Annotated in this window: 24 protein-coding genes; 12 read left to right on the top strand and 12 right to left on the bottom strand. The window is 33.9% G+C overall.

Going from position 1 to position 20,402, the window contains the following annotated elements:
• From LS73_RS07990 to LS73_RS07970, 5 genes are all read right to left on the bottom strand, one after another.
• Positions 1-174 (bottom strand): flagellin N-terminal helical domain-containing protein (locus tag LS73_RS07990; RefSeq protein WP_459562225.1); only part of this gene is annotated, 174 nt, incomplete at its 3' end.
• 193 nt (positions 175-367) lie between these two features.
• Positions 368-1,138 carry an ABC transporter ATP-binding protein gene (locus tag LS73_RS07985; RefSeq protein ID WP_034557226.1) on the bottom strand — a complete coding sequence of 257 codons (771 nt, stop codon included), beginning with the start codon at positions 1,136-1,138 and terminating at the stop codon, positions 368-370.
• Positions 1,139-1,141: 3 nt separating this feature from the next.
• Positions 1,142-2,089: a FecCD family ABC transporter permease gene (locus LS73_RS07980; RefSeq protein WP_052089534.1), complete on the bottom strand. Its 948-nt coding sequence runs from the start codon at positions 2,087-2,089 to the stop codon at positions 1,142-1,144.
• A 342-nt stretch (positions 2,090-2,431) separates the two neighbouring features.
• Complete coding sequence (locus tag LS73_RS07975) at positions 2,432-3,127, bottom strand: outer membrane beta-barrel protein (RefSeq protein ID WP_034559457.1); 696 nt, start codon at positions 3,125-3,127, stop codon at positions 2,432-2,434.
• Between the two features lie 351 nt (positions 3,128-3,478).
• Positions 3,479-4,687 carry an SEL1-like repeat protein gene (locus LS73_RS07970; protein ID WP_081955502.1) on the bottom strand — a complete coding sequence of 403 codons (1,209 nt, stop codon included), beginning with the start codon at positions 4,685-4,687 and terminating at the stop codon, positions 3,479-3,481.
• Positions 4,688-4,767: 80 nt separating this feature from the next.
• Here LS73_RS07970 and LS73_RS07965 point away from each other — a divergent pair, with 80 nt between their 5' ends.
• The 5 genes from LS73_RS07965 (at position 4,768) to LS73_RS07945 (ending at position 7,355) form a co-directional block, all read left to right on the top strand.
• Positions 4,768-5,040: a metal-sensing transcriptional repressor gene (locus LS73_RS07965; RefSeq protein ID WP_034557231.1), complete on the top strand. Its 273-nt coding sequence runs from the start codon at positions 4,768-4,770 to the stop codon at positions 5,038-5,040.
• Between the two features lie 68 nt (positions 5,041-5,108).
• On the top strand, positions 5,109-5,606 hold the full coding sequence (locus LS73_RS07960; protein ID WP_034557232.1) for a 3-isopropylmalate dehydratase small subunit: 498 nt from the start codon (positions 5,109-5,111) through the stop codon (positions 5,604-5,606).
• A 6-nt stretch (positions 5,607-5,612) separates the two neighbouring features.
• Complete coding sequence (gene leuB / locus LS73_RS07955; protein WP_034557234.1) at positions 5,613-6,743, top strand: 3-isopropylmalate dehydrogenase; 1,131 nt, start codon at positions 5,613-5,615, stop codon at positions 6,741-6,743.
• 1 nt (position 6,744) lies between these two features.
• On the top strand, positions 6,745-7,032 hold the full coding sequence (locus LS73_RS07950; RefSeq protein ID WP_034557237.1) for a tetratricopeptide repeat protein: 288 nt from the start codon (positions 6,745-6,747) through the stop codon (positions 7,030-7,032).
• Positions 7,023-7,355, top strand: a complete 333-nt coding sequence (locus LS73_RS07945) for a CiaD-like domain-containing protein (RefSeq protein WP_034557239.1) — start codon at positions 7,023-7,025, stop codon at positions 7,353-7,355. The genes LS73_RS07950 and LS73_RS07945 overlap by 10 nt, the downstream gene beginning before the upstream one ends.
• A 241-nt stretch (positions 7,356-7,596) precedes the next feature.
• On the opposite strand, the gene LS73_RS07940 is transcribed toward LS73_RS07945, so the two are convergent.
• The 4 genes from LS73_RS07940 to purS form a co-directional block, all read right to left on the bottom strand.
• Positions 7,597-8,229, bottom strand: coding sequence for a type II secretion system protein (locus LS73_RS07940; RefSeq protein WP_052089512.1), 633 nt, complete (start codon positions 8,227-8,229; stop codon positions 7,597-7,599).
• 265 nt (positions 8,230-8,494) lie between these two features.
• Positions 8,495-9,952, bottom strand: a complete 1,458-nt coding sequence (locus tag LS73_RS07935) for a tetratricopeptide repeat protein (RefSeq protein ID WP_052089513.1) — start codon at positions 9,950-9,952, stop codon at positions 8,495-8,497.
• A 90-nt stretch (positions 9,953-10,042) separates the two neighbouring features.
• Positions 10,043-10,723, bottom strand: a complete 681-nt coding sequence (gene purQ / locus LS73_RS07930) for a phosphoribosylformylglycinamidine synthase subunit PurQ (RefSeq protein ID WP_034557240.1) — start codon at positions 10,721-10,723, stop codon at positions 10,043-10,045.
• Positions 10,724-10,732: 9 nt separating this feature from the next.
• Positions 10,733-11,005: a phosphoribosylformylglycinamidine synthase subunit PurS gene (purS, locus tag LS73_RS07925; protein WP_034557243.1), complete on the bottom strand. Its 273-nt coding sequence runs from the start codon at positions 11,003-11,005 to the stop codon at positions 10,733-10,735.
• 177 nt (positions 11,006-11,182) lie between these two features.
• Here purS and LS73_RS07920 point away from each other — a divergent pair, with 177 nt between their 5' ends.
• Positions 11,183-11,461, top strand: coding sequence for an HP0495 family protein (locus tag LS73_RS07920; protein WP_034557245.1), 279 nt, complete (start codon positions 11,183-11,185; stop codon positions 11,459-11,461).
• Positions 11,461-11,964 (top strand): hypothetical protein, encoded by a 504-nt coding sequence (locus LS73_RS07915; protein ID WP_034557501.1) that lies wholly within the window; start codon positions 11,461-11,463, stop codon positions 11,962-11,964. The genes LS73_RS07920 and LS73_RS07915 overlap by 1 nt, the downstream gene beginning before the upstream one ends.
• A gap of 42 nt (positions 11,965-12,006) precedes the next feature.
• Here the strand turns inward: LS73_RS07915 and coaE are convergent, their stop codons facing one another.
• Complete coding sequence (gene coaE / locus LS73_RS07910) at positions 12,007-12,615, bottom strand: dephospho-CoA kinase (RefSeq protein WP_034557247.1); 609 nt, start codon at positions 12,613-12,615, stop codon at positions 12,007-12,009.
• 225 nt (positions 12,616-12,840) lie between these two features.
• Between coaE and LS73_RS07905 the strand changes: the two genes are divergently transcribed.
• From LS73_RS07905 to LS73_RS07885, 5 genes are all read left to right on the top strand, one after another.
• A complete protein-coding gene (locus LS73_RS07905; RefSeq protein ID WP_034557250.1) occupies positions 12,841-13,827 on the top strand; it encodes an alpha/beta fold hydrolase in 987 nt (328 codons plus the stop codon).
• 110 nt (positions 13,828-13,937) lie between these two features.
• Positions 13,938-14,396, top strand: coding sequence for a flagellar basal body rod protein FlgB (flgB, locus tag LS73_RS07900; RefSeq protein ID WP_052089514.1), 459 nt, complete (start codon positions 13,938-13,940; stop codon positions 14,394-14,396).
• 38 nt (positions 14,397-14,434) lie between these two features.
• Complete coding sequence (gene flgC, locus LS73_RS07895; protein WP_034557252.1) at positions 14,435-14,926, top strand: flagellar basal body rod protein FlgC; 492 nt, start codon at positions 14,435-14,437, stop codon at positions 14,924-14,926.
• Between the two features lie 74 nt (positions 14,927-15,000).
• Positions 15,001-15,300: a flagellar hook-basal body complex protein FliE gene (gene fliE, locus LS73_RS07890; RefSeq protein WP_034557254.1), complete on the top strand. Its 300-nt coding sequence runs from the start codon at positions 15,001-15,003 to the stop codon at positions 15,298-15,300.
• Positions 15,301-15,327: 27 nt separating this feature from the next.
• On the top strand, positions 15,328-18,030 hold the full coding sequence (locus tag LS73_RS07885; protein WP_233708863.1) for a peptidoglycan D,D-transpeptidase FtsI family protein: 2,703 nt from the start codon (positions 15,328-15,330) through the stop codon (positions 18,028-18,030).
• A 159-nt stretch (positions 18,031-18,189) separates the two neighbouring features.
• On the opposite strand, the gene LS73_RS07880 is transcribed toward LS73_RS07885, so the two are convergent.
• Positions 18,190-18,936: a tetratricopeptide repeat protein gene (locus LS73_RS07880; protein ID WP_052089515.1), complete on the bottom strand. Its 747-nt coding sequence runs from the start codon at positions 18,934-18,936 to the stop codon at positions 18,190-18,192.
• 9 nt (positions 18,937-18,945) lie between these two features.
• Positions 18,946-20,277: a signal recognition particle protein gene (ffh, locus tag LS73_RS07875; protein WP_034557256.1), complete on the bottom strand. Its 1,332-nt coding sequence runs from the start codon at positions 20,275-20,277 to the stop codon at positions 18,946-18,948.
• Positions 20,278-20,402 lie beyond the last annotated feature (125 nt).

Raw genomic sequence — 20,402 nt, 5'->3', positions numbered from 1 at the left:
AGCTTGACTTCTCAAACTATCTGCAATAGTCATACCTGAAGCATCATCTGCTGCTTTGTTGATTCTCAAACCTGAACTTAACTTTTCCAAAGAATCTTTTAAACCTCTTTGTGTAACGACATTCTGCACATGCGCATTTAACGCATTTAGGTTAGTATTGACTTGAAAAGCCATTTGTCACTCCTTGTGATTATATTTTTAAAAATATCCCAAGCATCCTTGCTTGTTGCATGCAAATCGGCATTTTTTCAATTTTATAAAGTTGTTTTTCAAATATTTAGACTTAATCTGCTAATCAACAATTTAAATCTATATGCAATAGATAATTAGGAAAATATTGTTATTGTATGTAGACATAAATTAGAATCTAAACTTTTGGAATTACAATTTTATTGCCATTATGCTCTATTACTTCGCATTTTAATCCTTGATAAACTTCCCCAAGCTTCTTAGATTCAAACAACTTTTTTGGTTCTCCTATATCAACTATGTAACCATTTTTCATAAGTGCTACTTTATCGCAGAATAGTCCTGCTAGATTTAGATCATGTATAACTATTATTCCGCAGATTCTATGTTTTTGTATCAGAGAGTGCAGTATTGAGAGCATTTCTACAGCATAATGAAGATCCATGGCACTAGTAGGCTCATCAAGTAATAATATTCTTGGTGAGTTTACAAGAGCGCGTGCAAGCAGCACTCTGCCAAATTCACCTCCACTTAGTGTATTTGCAATTCGCTCTTTATACTCCCATACATTTAATGCTTTTGCTACTTCCTCCACTATCATAAAATCAGCATCTTGATAACCTAATAGCGGATTTTTTAGTTTTGCATATCTACCAGCCAAAAGCACATCAAATACTTTCAATGGCATGCTAAGTATGCTTTTTTGTGGAATATAGCTAAGCATATTTGCTAATTCTTTGGGTTTTAGATAGGATATACTTTCTCCATTGATTGTAATTTGTCCTTTTTGCGGTCTTAAAAAACCTAGCATATTCTTTAGTAATGTTGACTTGCCGCAGCCATTTGCTCCTAAGATTCCAAGTAATTCTCCCTCTTTTGCCTGCAGTGAAATATCCCTTAAAACCTCCTTGTTTTCGTATGAAAAGTGAAGATTTTGAATATGTATCATAATTTATCTTCGTTTTAAGGCTAAATATAGGAATAATGGCGCGCCAAAAAATGCAGTAATTGCTCCAATTGGAATCTCAATGGGCGACCAAATGCTTCTCCCAAAGGAATCGCAAGCAAGCAAAAACAATCCACCAAGCAAAAAACTAAGCGGTAAAATAATAGCATGATTACTATTGCGTAAAAACAGACGTAATATATGTGGAATAATTAGCCCTACAAATCCAATTAGCCCGCTAAATCCTACACAAAATCCAACAGCCAAACTAGATACAACTAACAACTTAATCTTTAATCTTCCTACATTGACACCTAGCGATCTTGCTTCATCATCGCCATGCAATATAATATTAAGCTCTAATCTTTTGCTAAAGAAATACATCATACAAAATATTGTTGGCAAGCAAAGTATATATACTCTATCCCAATTTGCATTTCCAAAGAATCCCATAAGCCATGCTGTAATTTTAAAACTATCCTCTCCTATTAGATATATTGCAAATGTTGTAAAGGCACCAAGAAAAGAGCTAATAGCAATGCCAATCATGAGCAATGTAGACATATCTTTGCGTCCACCAATAGCAAATATAAGTAAGCTAATACCTACGCTTGATATAAAACCTAAGATGCCATAATATACATCACTTAAGCCCAATAGATAGGCACTTACCGCTCCGAGTGTAGCACTTGATGCAACGCCTATTATATATGGATCAGCAAGAGGGTTTGCAAAGACACTTTGCACGACTACGCCAGAACTAGCTAATAATGCCCCAACTAATATAGCCATAAGTATACGCGGCGCGCGTAATTCAAAAAGAATCTGCCTATCAAGCTCGGCAAAGCTTACTCCACCAAATGAAAATGCTATTGCAAGCACAATGCCATAGCCAATAGTTATAACTAGAACAATGGTTATGATTTTTTTTGTGAGACTAAAGTGAAACCTCATAGCGTTTTTATTTTGTATATCTTGCTTTGCTTGATGTTGACTTGATTTAGTTTGTTTTATTGTATTCGTGTTATGAGACGAAACATAGATTTGATTCTTCATAATCTTTTGTCATTGTATTTTGCTTTTGGTATGCAGTATACTATGCTGCTTTTGTAAGTCTATTTTAGTATATGTTAATAAACAATACTAGTTATTATATCTTTTTTAGAAAAAATATTAATACTAAATTTAATCTTTACTAGAATCAATTCTATTATTAGAACCTAGTATATATTCGTATTTTCAAAAGAACAACATTCTTCCAAAGATTATATGTTTATAGAATCTAATTTTTGGAATCTAAAATTTATATATATATCCTGCACTACCATACATGATTGCCCCAATGTTAGTAAATACATTACTATCACCTTGTTGATTTGTAACTGTGCCAAAGAATAATGCCATACCAGCTTTTACACCAAACTCAATTTGATGTTTTACATTTATTACTGTTCTTATACCAAGATTTGCGCCAGCTGTTATTCCTAGTGAGTTAGAGGCTGTGGGATTTGGGTTTTTAATCGGTATTCCGACTAACGAGCCGCTAAAAAACCCAATAAAGAACCCAGCACTAAAGGCTTGTCCCTCACTCCAATTGTATAGATAATCTGCATTAATATCTCCTAGTATATATAAGTCCATAACAACAGGAGTATCAGAACCTGAAACATTTATTGTATCTGGATACACACCAATGGTTGTAACAGCAGATAGATAGAATCTCATACCTCCATTTTTAGAAAAAAAAGCTTGATATCCGAATTTTGTTCCTATCGATACCCCTGTGCTAAGCATAATGCTGCCAGAGTTATCCCCATTTTCTTTTAGAAAACTAGCATTGGTAGCAAGTGCTCCGCCTAAGTTGGCTCCTATAAACCATCCATTTTTCTCTGCCTTAAGCGGTGTTATTAACATCATGTTGCAAGCAACACATAGAATAAAAAAGGCTAGGATATTGTGGAAATATATATAAAATGTCCTTATTGAATTCATCGTATTTCCTTATTAATTGATTTTTAGTTTTCTAATAAGATGCTATATTTGATTAGCGAACTTGTCCCATGGTTATTTCATAATGCTTCTGAATAATTTAGGAGTTGTGGCTTAACTACTGTTTCAATCCATATGGATTTTATTCCAAGCCGATAATTCCTAATAGTTTATAATCGGAATAAAGACAGGAGATTTTATAGCGTAGATATTGGAATTAGCTCTACTTTATATTGTATGTGTAGCTAAATATATTAGCCTATTTATTTTATAACTTTGTATTTTGAGTAGTTTTATTTACGTTTGTTGGGATTTTTGAATCTTAATTCCTTAATTCATTTATATTTAGATTGATTATCCGAAATTGTTTATGATGTCTATGTCTATGTTTTCTTCATGAATGTTATTTATAATATTTTTCACTTCATTCATGCTTTTTTCTATATTTTCATCTTTGTTTTTACTAGTATTCGTTTTATCATTTGTGTCTTCATTGTTCATTTTATTCTGCGTTCTTCGTTCTGTGCTATCTTTAGAATCTCTTTTTAAAGTCTCATTGTCATGAGTGCTCCTATTGCAGCTCTCTTTATCGCCTAAGGCACAAGACATAGCAAAATATTTACTAGCTATTTCCTTGTCTTCTAATACTCCTTCTCCTGTGAAATATAAAGCACCTAAGTTGAAGCAAGCAGGGGAATGCTTTCTATTGCAGGACTTTGTGTAAAATCCAATCGCCTTAGGATAGTCAATGCTAACTCCATATCCTTTATTATATAAAATGCCTAAGTTATAGCAAGCCTTTACATGATGTCTGTCGCATGCGAAATTATATAGCTCGATGGCTCTAGGGTAGCTTTGTTCAACTCCCCATCCATAATCATATAAGATTCCTAAGTTATAACAAGCTCCAACTTTTTTCTTGTCGCAAACTCTAGTGAAGAATCGTTGTGCCTTGTCATAATCTTGAGCTATACCTTCGCCTTTAGAATACATAACCCCAAGATTATCACATGCGTCATCGTGGTCTAGTTCACAAGCCTTTGCATAAGCTTCTGCCGCTTTTTCATATTCTGTATTGCCACCCTTGCCATAGAAGTATAAATTTCCTAATCCATAGCATGCGTTTGCTTTATCTCCTTTGCAAGCAATAATATAAAATTTCCTAGCCTTTACCTCATCAACTTCAACCCCTTTCCCATACTGATAGAAATATCCGAGATTAAGACATGCAGCAGGATGTTCCCCCTCACATGCTATTGTATAATATTCTATAGCTTCTTTTATATCAACTGTTACTCCCTGCCCCTCTTGATATAAGATTCCTAGATTGTAGCATGCATTCATTTCTTGCAAATTGCATGCCTTTTCCCAAAATTCACGCGCTTTGTCGTAGTCTATAGTAACACCATCTGCTGTGTAATATATGTCGCCTAATACTGTGCATGAAGTTTTGTTATTGAATTGATTGCATCGATTTAATAAGCTAGATATGTTTGGCGCGGAATAAAGAGGAATAAAAAATGGAAAAATTATAACTAAAATAAAAAAAATCGACTTAATCATGAACTTATCCACAATACCCCATTTTAAAATTCTATTTTCGGATATAATAACATAATATAAAGACTTTTAAGGGAATAATTATGGAAAAAGAGATTGCAAAAAATACTCATATTAGATTGCAAAAAATCATTGGTCAGCTTAATGCCATTGACACAATGATAGATGATGGTCAGTCCTGCATTAATATTCTCATTCAGATTAATGCTGCAAAATCTGCTTTACATAAGGTTGGACAAATTGTTTTAGAAAATCATATAAGACATTGCATGCGAGATGGCATGGAAAATGGCGATATTGATAATAGTTTGGAAGAGTTGGCTAAGTCTATAGAACAGTTTTCAAGACTAAGTTAGTCTAACTTAATTGTGCTGTATTTATAGTTAGCTTTAAGTTATAATTCATAAAATAAATCATAAGGAATATGATGGGTAGGGCATGGAAATTTGGTGATAATATTGACACTGACGTAATAATTGCTGCACGTTATCTTAATACAAGTGATGGCAAAGAGTTGGCAAAAAAAATATTTGAAGATGGTAGGAAGGGAGTAGCCCAACTAATACAGCATGGAGATTTCATTGTAGCAGGCGATAACTTTGGTTGCGGTAGCAGTAGAGAGCATGCTCCTTTGGCACTTCGTGAGGCTGGTATTAGGGCAGTACTTGCGCCATATTTTGCTCGAATATTTTATCGCAATGCCTTTAATACCGGCTTGCTTATTCTAGAGATTGATAAGAGCAGTATAGATTCCATTAATGAGGGAGACGAGCTAGATGTAGACTTATCTTCTCAAAGGGTTGTAAATAAAACTCAAAATATAGAATACAATTTTCATGCTATTCCGCCATTTATGCAGGAATTGTTGGATATGGGCGGGCTTATGCAGTATGCAAAGAGCAAGATAGTTAATATTAGGTAGGGATAAATGAGGACATATAATATTGCAATTCTAAAGGGTGATGGTATAGGCGTTGAGGTTAGCAATCAATCCTTAAAGGTATTAGATTCCATATCTAAAAAATTTAACATTGATATTCAAACTCAAGAATACTTAGTTGGTGGTGCAGCACTTGATGAATGTAATAGTGCACTTCCAGATTCAACTCTTAATGGCTGTAAGGCAGCTGATGCCGTTTTGTTTGGAGCAGTGGGTGGTCCAAAATGGGATAAACAAATAGGTGGTATTTCTAATTTAAATGTCAAGGACAAAGATTCTGCGTTGTCTGCCTATGATACACCAGAAAGTGGCTTGTTGGGTTTGCGCAAAAGCTTGCAAGTTTATGCAAATATTCGCCCTGTTTTTGTTTTTGAATCTCTTATTGAGGCTAGCACTCTTAAGCCCAATGTTATTAAAGATGTGGATCTAGTGGTTGTTAGAGAGCTAATTGGTGGAGCTTATTTTGGCAAACCAAGTGGCATTGAGGTTCGCAATGGCGAACGAGTGGGATTTAACAACATGATATACAGCGAGAGCGAGATTGCTCGTATTGCTCATTATGCCTTTAAGCTTTCACAAAAGAGACGCAAGAAGCTCTGTCTAGTGGATAAGGCAAATGTTCTAGATGTAAGTAAGCTATGGAGGCAAGTTGTAACAGAAATAGCAAGTCAATACACAGATGTAGAGTTAAGCTATCAATATGTTGATAATACTAGCATGCAGCTTATTAGGAATCCAAGAGATTTTGATGTGATATTAACAGAAAATATATTTGGTGATATTTTAAGCGATGAGGCAAGTCAGCTTATAGGCTCTATTGGACTCCTGCCAAGTGCTAGCATAGGAGATTCTTATGCTTTGTATGAGCCAATACATGGCAGTGCGCCAGATATTGCTGGAAAAGATATTGCTAATCCAATGGCTTGTATTTTAAGTGTTGCTATGATGTTTGAAATTAGTTTTCATGAGATTGAAATAGCAAAGTCTATTAGAGATTCCATAGATAATATGCTTAATCATGGCATAAGAAGTAGGGATTTAGCTATTTTTGGTGCTACAAAAGTGATAGGTTGCGAAGAAATGGGAGACTTGATTGCAAAAATGATATTGGAGCAGTAATTTGAGCAGAAAGTTATTAAGTCTAGCTTATATTTATGAGATGAATGGCAGATATAAGGAGGCTATTTCGTTTTTTGAGCAGGTGCTAGAAAAAGACTCTAAGAATCCAGATGCAAGCATAATAAAAGAGGCTAGAATAGGTCTTAAGGCAAATCAGCTGGCTATAAAGTATAAGACAAATCCGCAAATGATAACAAGAAATATGAATCTTGCTTTATTAGAAAAGAAGATTGACATTTTTAAAGAAGATCCACATAATCTTATAGGGTGGTTTAGCCAATGGAATTAAAAGATGTTGTATTGCAAACATTAAATGAGCTAGAAAATAGTGTCGATGAGAAAGGTTTTAAAGATATTACCTTTGGTGTGAATACAGGTGAGATAGAATTCTTGCAGAGCTTTAAAGAAAGGCTTTTTGTGTTATTTGAAGGGTTAAGGCAAGATGAATTATGGTCAGAAGACAATGCAGATATGCAAGGCAAGGCAGAATCTAAGCTAAAGCTTGTGCTTGGATTCTTGCAGTTCCAATTAGCTTTAATTGATGCAAGGTTAGATTCTATTAATAAGCAGATGATGGAGACTGAGGAAGCAAATTCTAAGATTAATTATTAGTTAGGGATTATTAGTCTCATATAACTTAATTTGCTAGTTTATCTTAAGCCAGTTTATAATTTAAGCATAAGTCGCATCGTTATAGAATGAACATATAAAAGAAGAATTCCCAAATTTTAATCTAATGTTTTATTTAAGTATAAATAATCAACTATAATATTAGTATAACTTAAAAGTTGTTATCATTATTAGTATGGTTAATTTCAAGTTATTTACACTAAGCATAAATTTAAAATTGTGGCTATATCGCTATATTGAGAGGAACTGATATATCTCCACTATAGTTTTTTAGCAATGATTGACATAAATTTGAGTTTAAATTCTGATTAAATAGTATTTGTAAGTAATCAACACCATCAAAGCGAATACTAACGCAATCATTTTGAGAATCCACAACTCCATTCTTGGCAATCTTTAGCATATCTCCGCTTACTACCCATCTTTGTGGTGATAAATGTAGGAATGATATAAGCCATCTTGGATTTGCATTTTGCAGGAGCAATTCAGACGTAATGGCATATTCTTGGGTACTAGTTATTATGGTTTGTATGTCGCTTTGTATTGCTACGCTCATAGCATTTGTGCGAGACAATTGCAATCTAGGCAAGGCTAAACTAGCCAAGATTCCCAATATAACAATGACAAATAATAATTCAATCATACTAAAGCCAGAGCTAGATTTAGAAACTACAGATCTAGATATTAATGTTAGTGAGAGTTTGCTATATTTTATTTTTTGGCTTGATGGGCATTTGGAATATAATTTAGAATTATAATCCATTAAATCAGATTCAATTCCTATCGATTGATTATTTGTTTTTTGCATAATATCTTTAGAATTAAATTTAATATATTTATATTTGAGTTTAGACATTTTAGACTCCAATGATAAATTTATACTAACGCCGAAATACTTATATTCAATTTGATTTTCATCAAATGTATTTCTTGTTCGCATTTAGTTAATTTTAGTCTATCAAATTTGCCATAAATATCTTTTAGTTATGAAAATTTAGATTTTATTTTAAATTTATATTTTCTTTGGATAAGCAAAATCAAGCTAGTCTTAATTTTCTAGCATTATTTATTTTTTATTTTAAGACTTATTAGCTTTAATTTATATTTAATTTGCTGAAGAGTTATTTTCTAATCTTTGCTTTTAGATTTTTATAGTTATCACAGCCATTATATAGCCCGGCTTCGCATGCCAAGCTATACATTTCTAAGGCTTGCCCTGAATTTTGTGTAATACCTCTACCTTGCTCATATAACACACCTAGATTATTGCAACTACTTGCTACGCCGCCAATGCAAGCAGTATTAAAGTATTGAGCTGCTAGCCCATAATTTCTAGGCGCACCCTCTAATCCTTGCGCATAAATATAACCAAGATTGGCACAACCCACAATATCACCAGCATTACAAGCAACGAAGTTCAAATCCACGGGATTCATCTTCGCGGCATCAATTCCATAAACATTACTTGCATTGTTTAATAGCCCTAGATTGTAGCAACCAAGTTGACTTCCCGCATCACAAGCGAATCTATAGTATTGCAGTGCTTTATTAATATCTTTTGGAACTCCAGAACCATTTGCATAAGCCCATCCAATATTATTGCATGCCTCTATGTCTCCTCCCGCACAACCAGTCATATACATTTCAGCAGCTTTTTGCTTATTGTTGCCCATATTTGGAGCTTCGTCATAAATCATACCAAGATTCGCGCATGCAGTAGGATCTCCTCCAGCGCAACCCTTTTGATAATATCTAATTGCTTTTTGTGTATCGCTTTGGACACCCGCGCCATACATAAACATTACTCCAACACCAAAGCAACCCGCTGGGTTACCTTGGTCGCATGCAGTATTAAACATATTTAAAGCTTTCTTGTAATCGCCTTTTCTAGCAGCGTCTATTCCTGCATTTAGTGTTGCACTAGCACTTTTTGGATCTGCTAAAGCATTTTCTAGCGGATCATCTATTCTTGGAGACTTGTAGCTAGGTAGCAATACATTTACGTTATTAGGCGTATATGGCATAGGTGGAATTCTAGGCGCGTAGCTAATCGCAATGTCAGGTGGAGGAAGAGGTGCTAGCTGTATCTGTGGCTGCTTATTGTTGTCATCGAACCATTTAACTTCATTTTTTGCATCATCTTTAGACTGATTTTTATTTGCAACATTGTCATCTTGCGTGCCATTAGATGGGATACCTTGAGGATATATTGGATATATAGGTGGATAGTAGTATCTCTCATAATTTCTAGGATCATAAGGATCGTAATATTGACCGTAGTTTCTAGGATCATATGGGTCATATCTCTGCGGACCATAGTAACTAGGATAGCTTGGTTGATAATATCCTCCTCCATAATATCTACCATCATAATATCTTGGATCTCTTAAATCATAACCCCCATTTTGTGGCACATTAGTTACTGGTCCTCGTGCTATGTTGTTGCTATTTGCGTTATTAGAGCTTTGCGCAGATGTTCCAGATTGTGAATCTTGATTTGGTTTTTCATCATCTGCACCGTATAGATTCAAAGAACTTATCAAACATAATGTGCAAAGAAATAATATCCTTTTTTTCATCGTTATATCCTTTTGTCCCCTAATTAATCCAAAATATTAAGCAAAAGATATGCCTATATTTGCAACTTATGCAAATTTAAGCCCTAAACATTAATTATATAATGTTTTTAGCAGTTCTATACCTACAATGTTTTCGGCTGAATTGTCATTGGTATCTACATTTATGGACTTGAAGTTTACAGCACGTTCTGGGTGTGGCATCATGGCATAAATATTTTTATCTTTATTGCATATCCCAGCTATTCTATCAATACTACCATTTATATCATTTGAATAAGATAATAAGACTTGTTCATTTGCATATAGAGATTCTAATGTATTTGAATCTACTTGATAATTTCCCTCTGCGTGTGCTATTGGGATTCTTATTTGCTGTCCTTTTGTGTGATTTCTAAGCATTGCATTGTTTGTATTGACTACTTCTAACATGGCATTTTTGGCGATAAATTTTAATGTTGTATTTCTCATAAGCACACCGGGTAACATATTTGCTTCACATAGAATCTGAAATCCGTTGCAGATTCCAAGTATACGTCCTCCATGCTCGCTATATTTCTTGAGAGCCTTAATGCTAGTAGAAGCTGCAGCAATTGCTCCGCATCTAAGATAATCCCCATAGCTAAATCCTCCAGCAAGCACAGCCAACCTTGTTTCACTTGGTAAGGATTCTTGCGTATGCCATATAAAGCAGGTTTCATAGCCAAGATATTGGTATATATATGCTAGATCTTCATGGCAGTTTGTGCCAGGGAAGATAAGTATTGCTACCATAGACACTCCTTAGTTTGAAACTGTATCAGAATCTGTGATAGATTCTATATGTATGATGTAATCTTGGATAATTGGATTTGCCAAGAACTCTTCACAAGCTTCTTGTAATGTTTTCATTGCATTTTCTTTAGAATCTGATTCTAAAGATAAATAAAACTTCTTGTTCATACTAAGCTTTGATATAGCGAAGTTGTGTGATTGTAGGGCTTGCAATATGGCTTTAGATTCTGGATTAAGGACGCCATTCCTAGTTGCAATCTCTATTTCAGCTTTAAACTGCATATTTAATCCTTATTATGAATTATGAGGATTAATTATAGAGTCTTTTGTTTATTTTTTAGAGAAAAGCATGTTTCTATGACTGTTTTTATATATGATGAGGTAGTCAAGCTCTTATAATGAAAGAATCTCAAAACATGCTACAATATCTAACAATCACCACATTAATAGGGGAATGTAATGCAACATAGTGATGTTAGTTCAATGCCAGATATAAAGCCCAATATAGAATATCCTTGCATGTGGAGTTATCGCATTATTGGTATACAAAAGGAAGCCGTGCTAGAAGCTATTGAGCATGTGCTAGGAGATGGAGCGGTAATATCTCCTACTCATAATTTTTCTAGCCACAATAAATATGTTGCAATTAATTGCCAAATACGTGTGCATTCTGATGAAGAGAGGATTGGTTACTTTGATGGCTTAGTTAATCAAAGTGGCATTATTATGGTGATATAATGAAGTTCGAATTGTCTAGGATTGTTGCTGGCATATATCTCTTATTTGTTGCTGTAAGTCTTGGAGCATTACTTATTTGTGTATTATTGGAGGCTTATATCTTCGATTTAGATTCTATTTTTCGAGCAAATGCCTATACAGATACGCTCATTACTAGATATGACCAAGGTATTATTATGAGCACGATTTGGGATAATCTTTACTATATATTGCTATTTAGCTCGATAATAATATTAGTCTATGAGACGCTTAGTTTTAGATTTAGAAAAAGCACATTCTTTGTTTGGATTCTAAACATTCTAAATGTTATATTAATGTTGCTTTTGTGTTTCTTTTATTTGCCAGAAGTCTCTAAGATATTTAATGGCGATCCAGTGATTGTAGCGACACCAGAATCTAATTCTATAATGAACCAAATAGAACTTGTGATGCAGCTGCTTTGTATTACTTTATTTGCAACATTTTTTATGCGAGTTTTTATCATGTGTTCAAAAACCAAATAAACATTAATCTCTTTAATCTATACACTAAAACTTAGTTTATACTTATGAAAATAATGGCAGGAAGCTTTGCAGGAATGATTCTATATTTTTTTGTAATGATTTTAAATCACTAAGATTTTCAATAATAAAATCACTCTTTTTTTTCTTAATCTCAATATCAATTTGAGAATCTACCCGCTTTATTGCCTCTTCCAAGCATAAATTATTTCTTTGTTGAACTCTTTGGATTTGATTTTCTCTTGTTGTATATACGCAAATTACATATCTAGCCTTGTATTCAAACCTACTTTCAAAATACAATGGAATCTCAACAAAATAAGGAACTTTTTTAGATTCTATCTTGTTGCATTGATAAAGAATTTTAGATTGTATAAGCGGATGTAAAATATCTTCTAGTAGTGTTTTTTTATTTTTGTCATTAAAGATAATTTGCCCCAACTTAGTCCTATTGATTATTATTTCATCTGATTTTTCATTTGATTCTATAATCTCATCACCAAAGGATTGTATTATGCAATCCTTTTTTTCATTCATAGCCTCGCGCGAAATTATATCAGCATCAATAATTTGAAATCCATGCAGCTCCAAAAGTTTAGCCACTGTGCTTTTTCCGCAGCCTATCCCGCCTGTTAATATATTTGCATATTGCATAATATTCCTTATTGGAAATTACTATAATGCTAGATTATTAGTATCCATGCAGCATAATTATTATTAATTTTATCATTAAGTAATTAAATCTAAACTTTTATTACTTTTATGAACAAACCTGCTTAACAAAAATTTAGTATGATAATCTATCAATTTTGCATGTATATAAACTCTTTATTTGTTAAGACATCAAAATTTAATACTTCATTAATATTTGGAAAATAAATGGATAAACAAGTAAAAATAACTCGTAATATTGCCCTAGATTCTGATTTTGGTTCTATATTTTGGGATTTATATCAACCATTGCAACAATCATCTCATATCATTCACATTGCACATGGCATGGTAGAGCATAAAGGCAGATATGAATGGGTGGGAGCATTTCTAGCAGAACGGGGTTTTATTGTTGCAATAAGCGATCATAGGGGACATGGAGAGAGTATAAGTAAGCAACCCAAAGACTTCCATAGCGATAACGAAATATATTGGGGTGAAATGGGGAAAGATGGAATCAATCAAGCAGTTAAAGATTTATACATTCTCAATCAAGAATTGCACTCTAGATTCTATAATGCAAAAATCACTCTTTTAGGTCATTCTATGGGTTCAATTATCGCTAGGCTTTATTTATTTAAGTATTCAAAAACTATTGATGCTTTGATTCTAAGTGGGACGCCTGCGCCAAATCCACTCATTAATGTGGCAATTTTGCTTACTAAGAAATTGCAATCCCTAAATCTCCAAGATAGGGGATCAAAACTTCTAAATAAGCTTTCATTTGGTGGCTTTAATGCTAAGCTACTTAAGAAGATTCATGTAAAAGATCATCAAAACACAGGATTTGAGTGGCTTTGTTCAGATTCTTCTGTTGTGCAATCCTATATAACAGATTCAAAATGTAGCTTTATTTTTTCATTGCAAAGTTTTTTAAATTTGTTTATAGCTTTAAGGGATATTTATACAATTACACAGCACGCTGATGATATATCTCAGAAAATGCCTATTTTATTTGTTAGCGGAGATATGGATCCTTGTGGTAATTTTGGAGAGGGCGTAGAAAAGGCAAAAAATATATTATCTATGCAAGGGTATAATAATATTACATTAAAGCTATTTAAGCACGCAAGACATGAGATACTCAATGAGATAAATAAACATGAGATTTTAGAGGATATCTTAGCATGGCTGCATCTTATATATGCAGAGTAATTTTCAGCTTGATTGCATTTATAAAGCAATTGTAGAATACCAAATGATAGAAACTTGGAATTGGTTTTGCTTCAGTTATATTAGGAATACTAGCTATTAAGGAGAATATTATGAATAGTTTATCAAAAACTTTCGGCACTTCATTTGAAACTTCTAGGGCTTATAATCTTGTGTATAGCGCACTTGATTATAGGTCTTTAAGGCAGGATTTGATCTCTAGTAATATAGCAAATGTAGACACTCCTTATTATAGACCTAAGGATGTTCATTTTGAGGATATGTTAGCCAATAAAGCAGCAAAAATTTTTAATTCTAAATCTTCTATACAAGATTTAGAATTAACTAGGACTATGCCACAGCATATTTCTGGGCTGCATCCTGATAGATTGACGGGCTCTATGTTTTTTAGAGATGGACATTTAGCTAGAAATGACGGCAATAGTGTGGATTTAGATGTGGAAACTACTGAATTAGGTAAGAATTCCGTAATGTATCAATCTCTCACTGCGGCATTGAAGAAGCATAAAGGTATTTTTGCTTATGCCTTAGATGCTGGTAAGAATTTATAGTAAATAAAATTGATAGCGTAACTAGTAAAGGATAAACAATGTTTTTAAGTACATTTGATATTAGTGGATATGGATTATCGGCACAAAGAGTGCGCGTTAATGTAGTTTCTGCAAATATAGCTAATGCAAATACTACCCGCACAGATGAGGGTGGACCATATAGAAGGCAAGAGGTTGTTTTTCGCTCTTTTGATTTTAATAAGGAGCTAAATAAGAAGTTAGCAAAGGATAATAACTTGCTTGAGTATAAGGATCCATTGCAAGAAGGGATTTATGGTATCAAGCCTGTTCCAAGCATTACAGGTGTATATATTGATAAGATTGTGCGAGATGATAATAAGCCGCTTATGAAATATGATCCTACTCACCCTGATGCAAATGCACAAGGTTATGTTGCATATCCAAATGTTAATCCTGTGGTTGAAATGGCCGATTTAGTAGAAGCAACTAGAGCTTATCAAGCTAATGTTGCCGCGTTTCAAAGTGCTAAGAATATGGCAAATACAGCGATTACTATGTTTCAAGCTTAGTTATAATGTTAAAAGTAACTAAAAAATATGAAATATATTGTATAATCAGGAGATATTAATACAAGGAGAAATACATGGCACAAGTTACACCAATTCAATCTGCTGGGCTTAGTAATATTTCTCTAACAGATGTTAATGAAGTTAAGGGAAAACAGGGAGATTTTTCTTCACTACTTAAGAAATCCCTAGATGAGTTAAACGCATCTCAAGAGGAATCTGATAAAGCGTTAGCTGATATGGCAAGCGGGCAGGTAAAGGACTTGCATCAAGCAGCTATTACAATAGGTAAGGCTGAAACTAGCATGAAATTAATGTTAGAAGTACGAAATAAAGCAATTAGTGCATACAAAGAGATTCTAAGAACACAAGTATAGCTATAACTTCATTTTGTAATTATCTTTATGCAAGGACGCGACATTAACGATAGGGAGTCTGTTAATAGACCTAATGTGGCGGACTCCAAGAAACTTTCCAATGAAAAAAAATCTTCTTCAGATAGTTTTTCTAAAGGAATTTTTTCATTAAGAAATGATTCTTCTTTAAGTTCTCCACTTAATCATAATCAAACTCGAAGCGTTACAAGTAGCTCGTATAAAAGTAGCGATGAGTTGGAATCTAATATTCAAAAGAAATTAGCCTTTATGGCTAACTCTATACAATCTAATTCTAGTCAGAGCCCTAAATTCGCAATGGCTGATAATAATCAAAGTAATAATTCTATAAGGCGAGTTGTCAATAAAAGCAGCACCTCATCTATTTCTACTAGCTTGTCTACAAACAATGTATCTGATTCTAATATATCGCTTAATCTACATGCACAACAAAATGAAGGTAAGATACCTCTAAAACGTGTAAGTAATGCTGGACAAAATATTTCACAAAGTGATAGTATAGATTCTATTATGCTTGATAATATTCAAGAAAATTATCAGTTTAGCCCAAACTTTAAAAAACATACTAAAGATAGCAAAAAGAAACAACAAATTAATATAATTAAACAAGATTATACAAATCAAGATCAAGTAAGCGAGATAGCAGAATCTTTTAAGGCAGGACGACTTTTTATTGTTTTAGGGGTTTTTATACTATCTTTTACTGTATTCTTATTCGCTGTGTATGCAAAGATTATATTTCAGCCTCCAGCCATGGAGCCATACAATAAAAAATCTAGGGATTATCCATGGTCTGCTAAAACGGATATAGACATTGCTATGAGAGGGCAAATCTCAAGCCTTGATGATTATATTGTTGCTTCAAGCCATAAACTTTACAAAATAGCAATTTATGCACCATCTATTTATGAAGAAAAGAAAGAACTTTTAATTAGCCTTGTGAATCTATATGCAAATTTAAATAGTAATTCTATCCGCTTTTCTCTATCAAAAGGTGGAAATGTGGTTCTTACAAGCAATGCTAATTCTCTTGTTGCTGCAAATCTTAGAATACTGAATCAAAAGTTATCTATGCTAAGCGTATATAAGAAATGCACTTTTAGCTATATTAATAAGAGTAGTATTAATGATTCTGAAATCCAAACAATGATAGCACATGCTCAAGTTGTTCGACAGAAAAAAAGAGAAAGCGCATTAGACTCTAGAATCTTGCGCACATTGGATAATCTAGAGCAAGGCAATATTCCCCAGTCTCAAGCAATGCAAGAGCTGAACATAGCACTTGTTGATTATAAGAATAAAAGTATAGATCTATCTAAGGAGTGTTATACTCCGATTTTCACTTACAATTCAGATGTAAGAGATGGTGCGGTTACAAGAGTTGAACGTGGACTTGATATAACTGTTAGTCAGGTTGAACGCGAATATCCCTTTAATGAGCTTATGCAACCTTTACTTGGATTTACTAATTATACCAAAAGAACTATTGATGGTAGGCTTTTTGACGATAAGTTGCGATTTGTGGCACAATCTGGGATAGAAAAATATCGAGACGGAATTTTATCTCCAAAGCGAGATGGCAGAGTAACAGGGCTAGCTGATAGAAGCGGGAATATTATTTTAAACAATAATTCTCAAAGTAATGAAAGAGAAGATGGATTTAATATCAAGTTAACTATACCCCTTTCTTTTCAAGCTAAGCTTCAGAGCATTGTAGAGGTAGCAAATAAACAATATAAGACGCAGCAGATTGTAGCTGGGATTATGGATCCTAGCACAGGTGAAATTCTAGCACTTGCATCGTCATCTACATTTAATCCAAATAGAGGGCAACGTAGCAAGAATATTACTACTGCTATGAGAGTTGCAGCTGCAGAGCGTTCTTTCGAACCAGGTAGCACTATAAAGCCACTAGTATTTTCATATCTTATTGATAATAAAAAGATCAATCTATCAGAAAGGATTGATTTAAACGATGGAATCTACAAGCTAAGAACTTTTACTATACGCGATTCTACTCCATTAAAGTCTGCAACCCCGGAATATATACTAATCAAGTCAAGCAATATAGGTATGACAAAGCTTACAAAAAACCTAAGTGGAGCTCAAATGCGAGAGTTATTTGAGACCTTTGGAGTTGGACAAGCTACAGGCGTAGATATAGCTAACGAAGCTACAGGTTTATTGCCAAAGGCTAATATTTTGAGTCGTGAAGTAGAGAAGGGCGCGGCTAGCTATGGATATGGTTTGCGAATGAGTTTTATGCAGTTGTTGCGTGGATATGCGGTTTTTAATAATGGCGGATTTCTAGTTTCTCCGCATATAACAAAGTATTTCATATCTCCTAATGATAAGATTCTATATCCTAGCCTTGAGGAACCAAGACAAGTTATTAGCGAGCAGACTGCCAATTTTATGCAGAATCTTTTGCAGCGCGTTGTAAGAGAGGGGACAGCTAAGAATGCTGATGTGGAAGGGTTGATTATTGGTGGTAAAACCGGAACTGCAAGAGAAAAGGAAGGAGGCGAAACAATTTATAATGGTTCATTCTTTGGATATGCGAGTGATGGAACTAAGACCTATACTATTGGAGTAGTTGCATACGGCTCGCAGGCTAGTGAGGACTACTATGCAGGGCAGACAGCTGCCCCTATATTTGCCCGAGTTGCGCAGCTACTTGCAGATGAGGGTTATTTAAAGATTGATAAATAGTCTTTTAATATTTAGTATTGAAAGATAAACTTTAATAGATATATACCTTAAGGCTTTTTTGCTTCTTATTCATTTAAGGTTGCTTTGGTAGCACTTTTATTAATTATATATGTTGCTTAAGTTATTTTGGTTGTCTTATATTGGGATTCTATAAATTTACTATTTAGAGTTGGATTGTTTTTTAAGTCTATTGCTCCATTCGCATGCGTCCTCATATCCAATTTCACATGCTTTTGTGAAGTAAACCTTTGCTTGTTCCATATTATTTTGCGCTATAAGCTTTTCCATAGCTTTTTTCCCGCTTATATTGGAATCTATCTTTACGTTTACTTGTCCATTGAAATATAGCACGGCGATACCATAACAAGCTATGCCAATTTTACTATTACAGGAATCCTCATATAGCTCAATAGCCCTATTATAATCCCTCTTAACGCCCAATCCATTTTCATATAGCACACCTAGATTAAAGCAGCCCATTATATAGCCTTTTTGACAAGCTAATTCGAAATTTTTCTTGGCATTAACATAGTCTTTATTTTGTCTTTGTAGCATTCCTAACTGATTGTAATTTCTTAGTTCACTTGCATCACGAATCCTAGTAAGATATGGTAAAGCTTCATTATCTCTACCTGCATGGTAGTAAATCATAGCCAATATACCACATTCATTTTCAACATTGCATTCGTTTACATTTTGCAAGCCCTTAGATATTAGTTTTATACATGTATCTTTATTATAATCAATAATGCAGGCTATCCTTTCCTCTCTTTCATCTCTAGTCTTTGAATCCTTGCTAAAGCTAGTATTTGCAATCGCTAATATCAAATAAAAAATCAGAGTAATGGTTCTAAGATAATTCCAAAGCTTATTAATGTTAGCACTATAGTCAGTATAGATTCTCATATCTAATTCCTATCTTGGAATCTGCTGTGAAGAGAGCATGCCTAGGAAATTTTGCACTCCACCTTTTTGGCTTAGTTTCTTAGCAATCTTGCTTGCTTGATCGAATTGCTTCAAGGCTCGATTTATATCACTTACATGTAGCCCACTACCTAGTGCTATACGTTTGCGTCTTGAGCCGTTTAATAAGCTTGGATTCTCCCTTTCTTTTGGTGTCATGGAATTCACCATAGCGCGAATAATTTTGATTTCTTCAGAGTTATCCAAATCTACGTCCTTTAGTGATTTAGCCATGTTGCCCATACCAGGAATCATAGACATAATCGAGCTTACAGAGCCTAATTTCTTGACATTTTCAATTTGGTTTAAAAAATCCGTAAATGTGAAATTGCCTTTCTTTATCTTCTTGTGTATATCCTTTGCTTCTTTTGCATCAATTACTATAGATGTTTTCTCTGCTAAAGTAGCAATATCTCCAGCTCCCATAAGCCTAGATATGATTCTATCAGGCAAGAAAAGATCAATATCAGCAATCTTTTCTCCAGTTCCCACAAAACGAAGCGGAATTCCAATTTGATATGCAATTGATAGCGCAATACCTCCTTTAGAATCGCTATCAAACTTGCTTAATATCACTCCACTTAAATGTATTTTTTCATGGAAACTAGTCGCACTTCTAACTCCATCTTGTCCACTTAGGGAATCTGCTACATAGAATATATCATGAGGATTTACAATAGCTTTAATATCGATGAGTTCTTGCATAAGCTCCTCGCTAATAGCAAGCCTGCCTGCTGTATCATATATAACTACATCAAACTGCGATTTTTGGGTGTATTGTATTGCTTCTTTAGCTACTTCTATGGGGCTTTGACTAGATGATTCGAATACTTCTACTTCAATTTGCTCTCCCAATATTTTTAGCTGTGTAACAGCTGCTAATCTTTGTAAATCGCATGGCACAAGCAAAACTTTCTTATTTCGTAACTTTAGGTAATTTGCTAGTTTCGCGCTAGTAGTAGTTTTTCCACTACCCTGCAACCCACACATTAGCACATTGGTTGGCGGTTTTTTGGCGTATGTGAATCCATAATTACCACTAACAGCTAAAATTTCTAGTAGTGAGCTACTTAAAGCTTGCAAGAAGTTTTCTCTACCTATCCCCTTCTCTTTTGTCTTTATTTTTGTTTTTTGGAGAATTTCTTTTGTTGTTTTATGATATACATCGCTTTTTAATAGAATCTTCTTTAGCTCATCTAATGCTCTATCTAGTGATTTTTCGTCATCGCTAAAGCGCATTTTATTAATTATACTGCGGAATCCGCTACTTAAACTCTCAAACATTACTAACCTTTTTGTAATATATGTATAAGAATGATTAGAAATTATAACCAAATATTAGGGCTAAGCCATAAGCATAGATTCAAATTAAAGTTCTCTTTATATAGATTCTGATACCATAGAATAAG

The sequence above is a fragment of the Helicobacter muridarum genome (assembly GCF_000765805.2).
GTDB lineage: Bacteria > Campylobacterota > Campylobacteria > Campylobacterales > Helicobacteraceae > Helicobacter_A > Helicobacter_A muridarum.
This window is presented reverse-complemented; position numbering and strand designations above follow the sequence as displayed.

Bases quoted from the DNA above. Each gene is read 5' to 3' on its own strand.
- LS73_RS07970 (WP_081955502.1), bottom strand. From the start codon at position 4,687: ATGATTAAGTCGATTTTTTTTATTTTAGTTATAATTTTTCCATTTTTT.
- LS73_RS07905 (WP_034557250.1), top strand. From the start codon at position 12,841: ATGGATAAACAAGTAAAAATAACTCGTAATATTGCCCTAGATTCTGAT.
- flgB (WP_052089514.1), top strand. From the start codon at position 13,938: ATGAATAGTTTATCAAAAACTTTCGGCACTTCATTTGAAACTTCTAGG.
- leuB (WP_034557234.1), top strand. From the start codon at position 5,613: ATGAGGACATATAATATTGCAATTCTAAAGGGTGATGGTATAGGCGTT.
- LS73_RS07975 (WP_034559457.1), bottom strand. From the start codon at position 3,127: ATGAATTCAATAAGGACATTTTATATATATTTCCACAATATCCTAGCC.
- LS73_RS07945 (WP_034557239.1), top strand. From the start codon at position 7,023: ATGGAATTAAAAGATGTTGTATTGCAAACATTAAATGAGCTAGAAAAT.
- LS73_RS07980 (WP_052089534.1), bottom strand. From the start codon at position 2,089: ATGAGGTTTCACTTTAGTCTCACAAAAAAAATCATAACCATTGTTCTA.
- purQ (WP_034557240.1), bottom strand. From the start codon at position 10,723: ATGGTAGCAATACTTATCTTCCCTGGCACAAACTGCCATGAAGATCTA.
- purS (WP_034557243.1), bottom strand. From the start codon at position 11,005: ATGCAGTTTAAAGCTGAAATAGAGATTGCAACTAGGAATGGCGTCCTT.
- LS73_RS07985 (WP_034557226.1), bottom strand. From the start codon at position 1,138: ATGATACATATTCAAAATCTTCACTTTTCATACGAAAACAAGGAGGTT.
- LS73_RS07935 (WP_052089513.1), bottom strand. From the start codon at position 9,952: ATGAAAAAAAGGATATTATTTCTTTGCACATTATGTTTGATAAGTTCT.
- fliE (WP_034557254.1), top strand. From the start codon at position 15,001: ATGGCACAAGTTACACCAATTCAATCTGCTGGGCTTAGTAATATTTCT.
- LS73_RS07960 (WP_034557232.1), top strand. From the start codon at position 5,109: ATGATGGGTAGGGCATGGAAATTTGGTGATAATATTGACACTGACGTA.
- flgC (WP_034557252.1), top strand. From the start codon at position 14,435: ATGTTTTTAAGTACATTTGATATTAGTGGATATGGATTATCGGCACAA.
- LS73_RS07885 (WP_233708863.1), top strand. From the start codon at position 15,328: ATGCAAGGACGCGACATTAACGATAGGGAGTCTGTTAATAGACCTAAT.
- LS73_RS07920 (WP_034557245.1), top strand. From the start codon at position 11,183: ATGCAACATAGTGATGTTAGTTCAATGCCAGATATAAAGCCCAATATA.
- LS73_RS07940 (WP_052089512.1), bottom strand. From the start codon at position 8,229: ATGTCTAAACTCAAATATAAATATATTAAATTTAATTCTAAAGATATT.
- LS73_RS07880 (WP_052089515.1), bottom strand. From the start codon at position 18,936: ATGAGAATCTATACTGACTATAGTGCTAACATTAATAAGCTTTGGAAT.
- LS73_RS07915 (WP_034557501.1), top strand. From the start codon at position 11,461: ATGAAGTTCGAATTGTCTAGGATTGTTGCTGGCATATATCTCTTATTT.
- ffh (WP_034557256.1), bottom strand. From the start codon at position 20,277: ATGTTTGAGAGTTTAAGTAGCGGATTCCGCAGTATAATTAATAAAATG.
- LS73_RS07965 (WP_034557231.1), top strand. From the start codon at position 4,768: ATGGAAAAAGAGATTGCAAAAAATACTCATATTAGATTGCAAAAAATC.
- coaE (WP_034557247.1), bottom strand. From the start codon at position 12,615: ATGCAATATGCAAATATATTAACAGGCGGGATAGGCTGCGGAAAAAGC.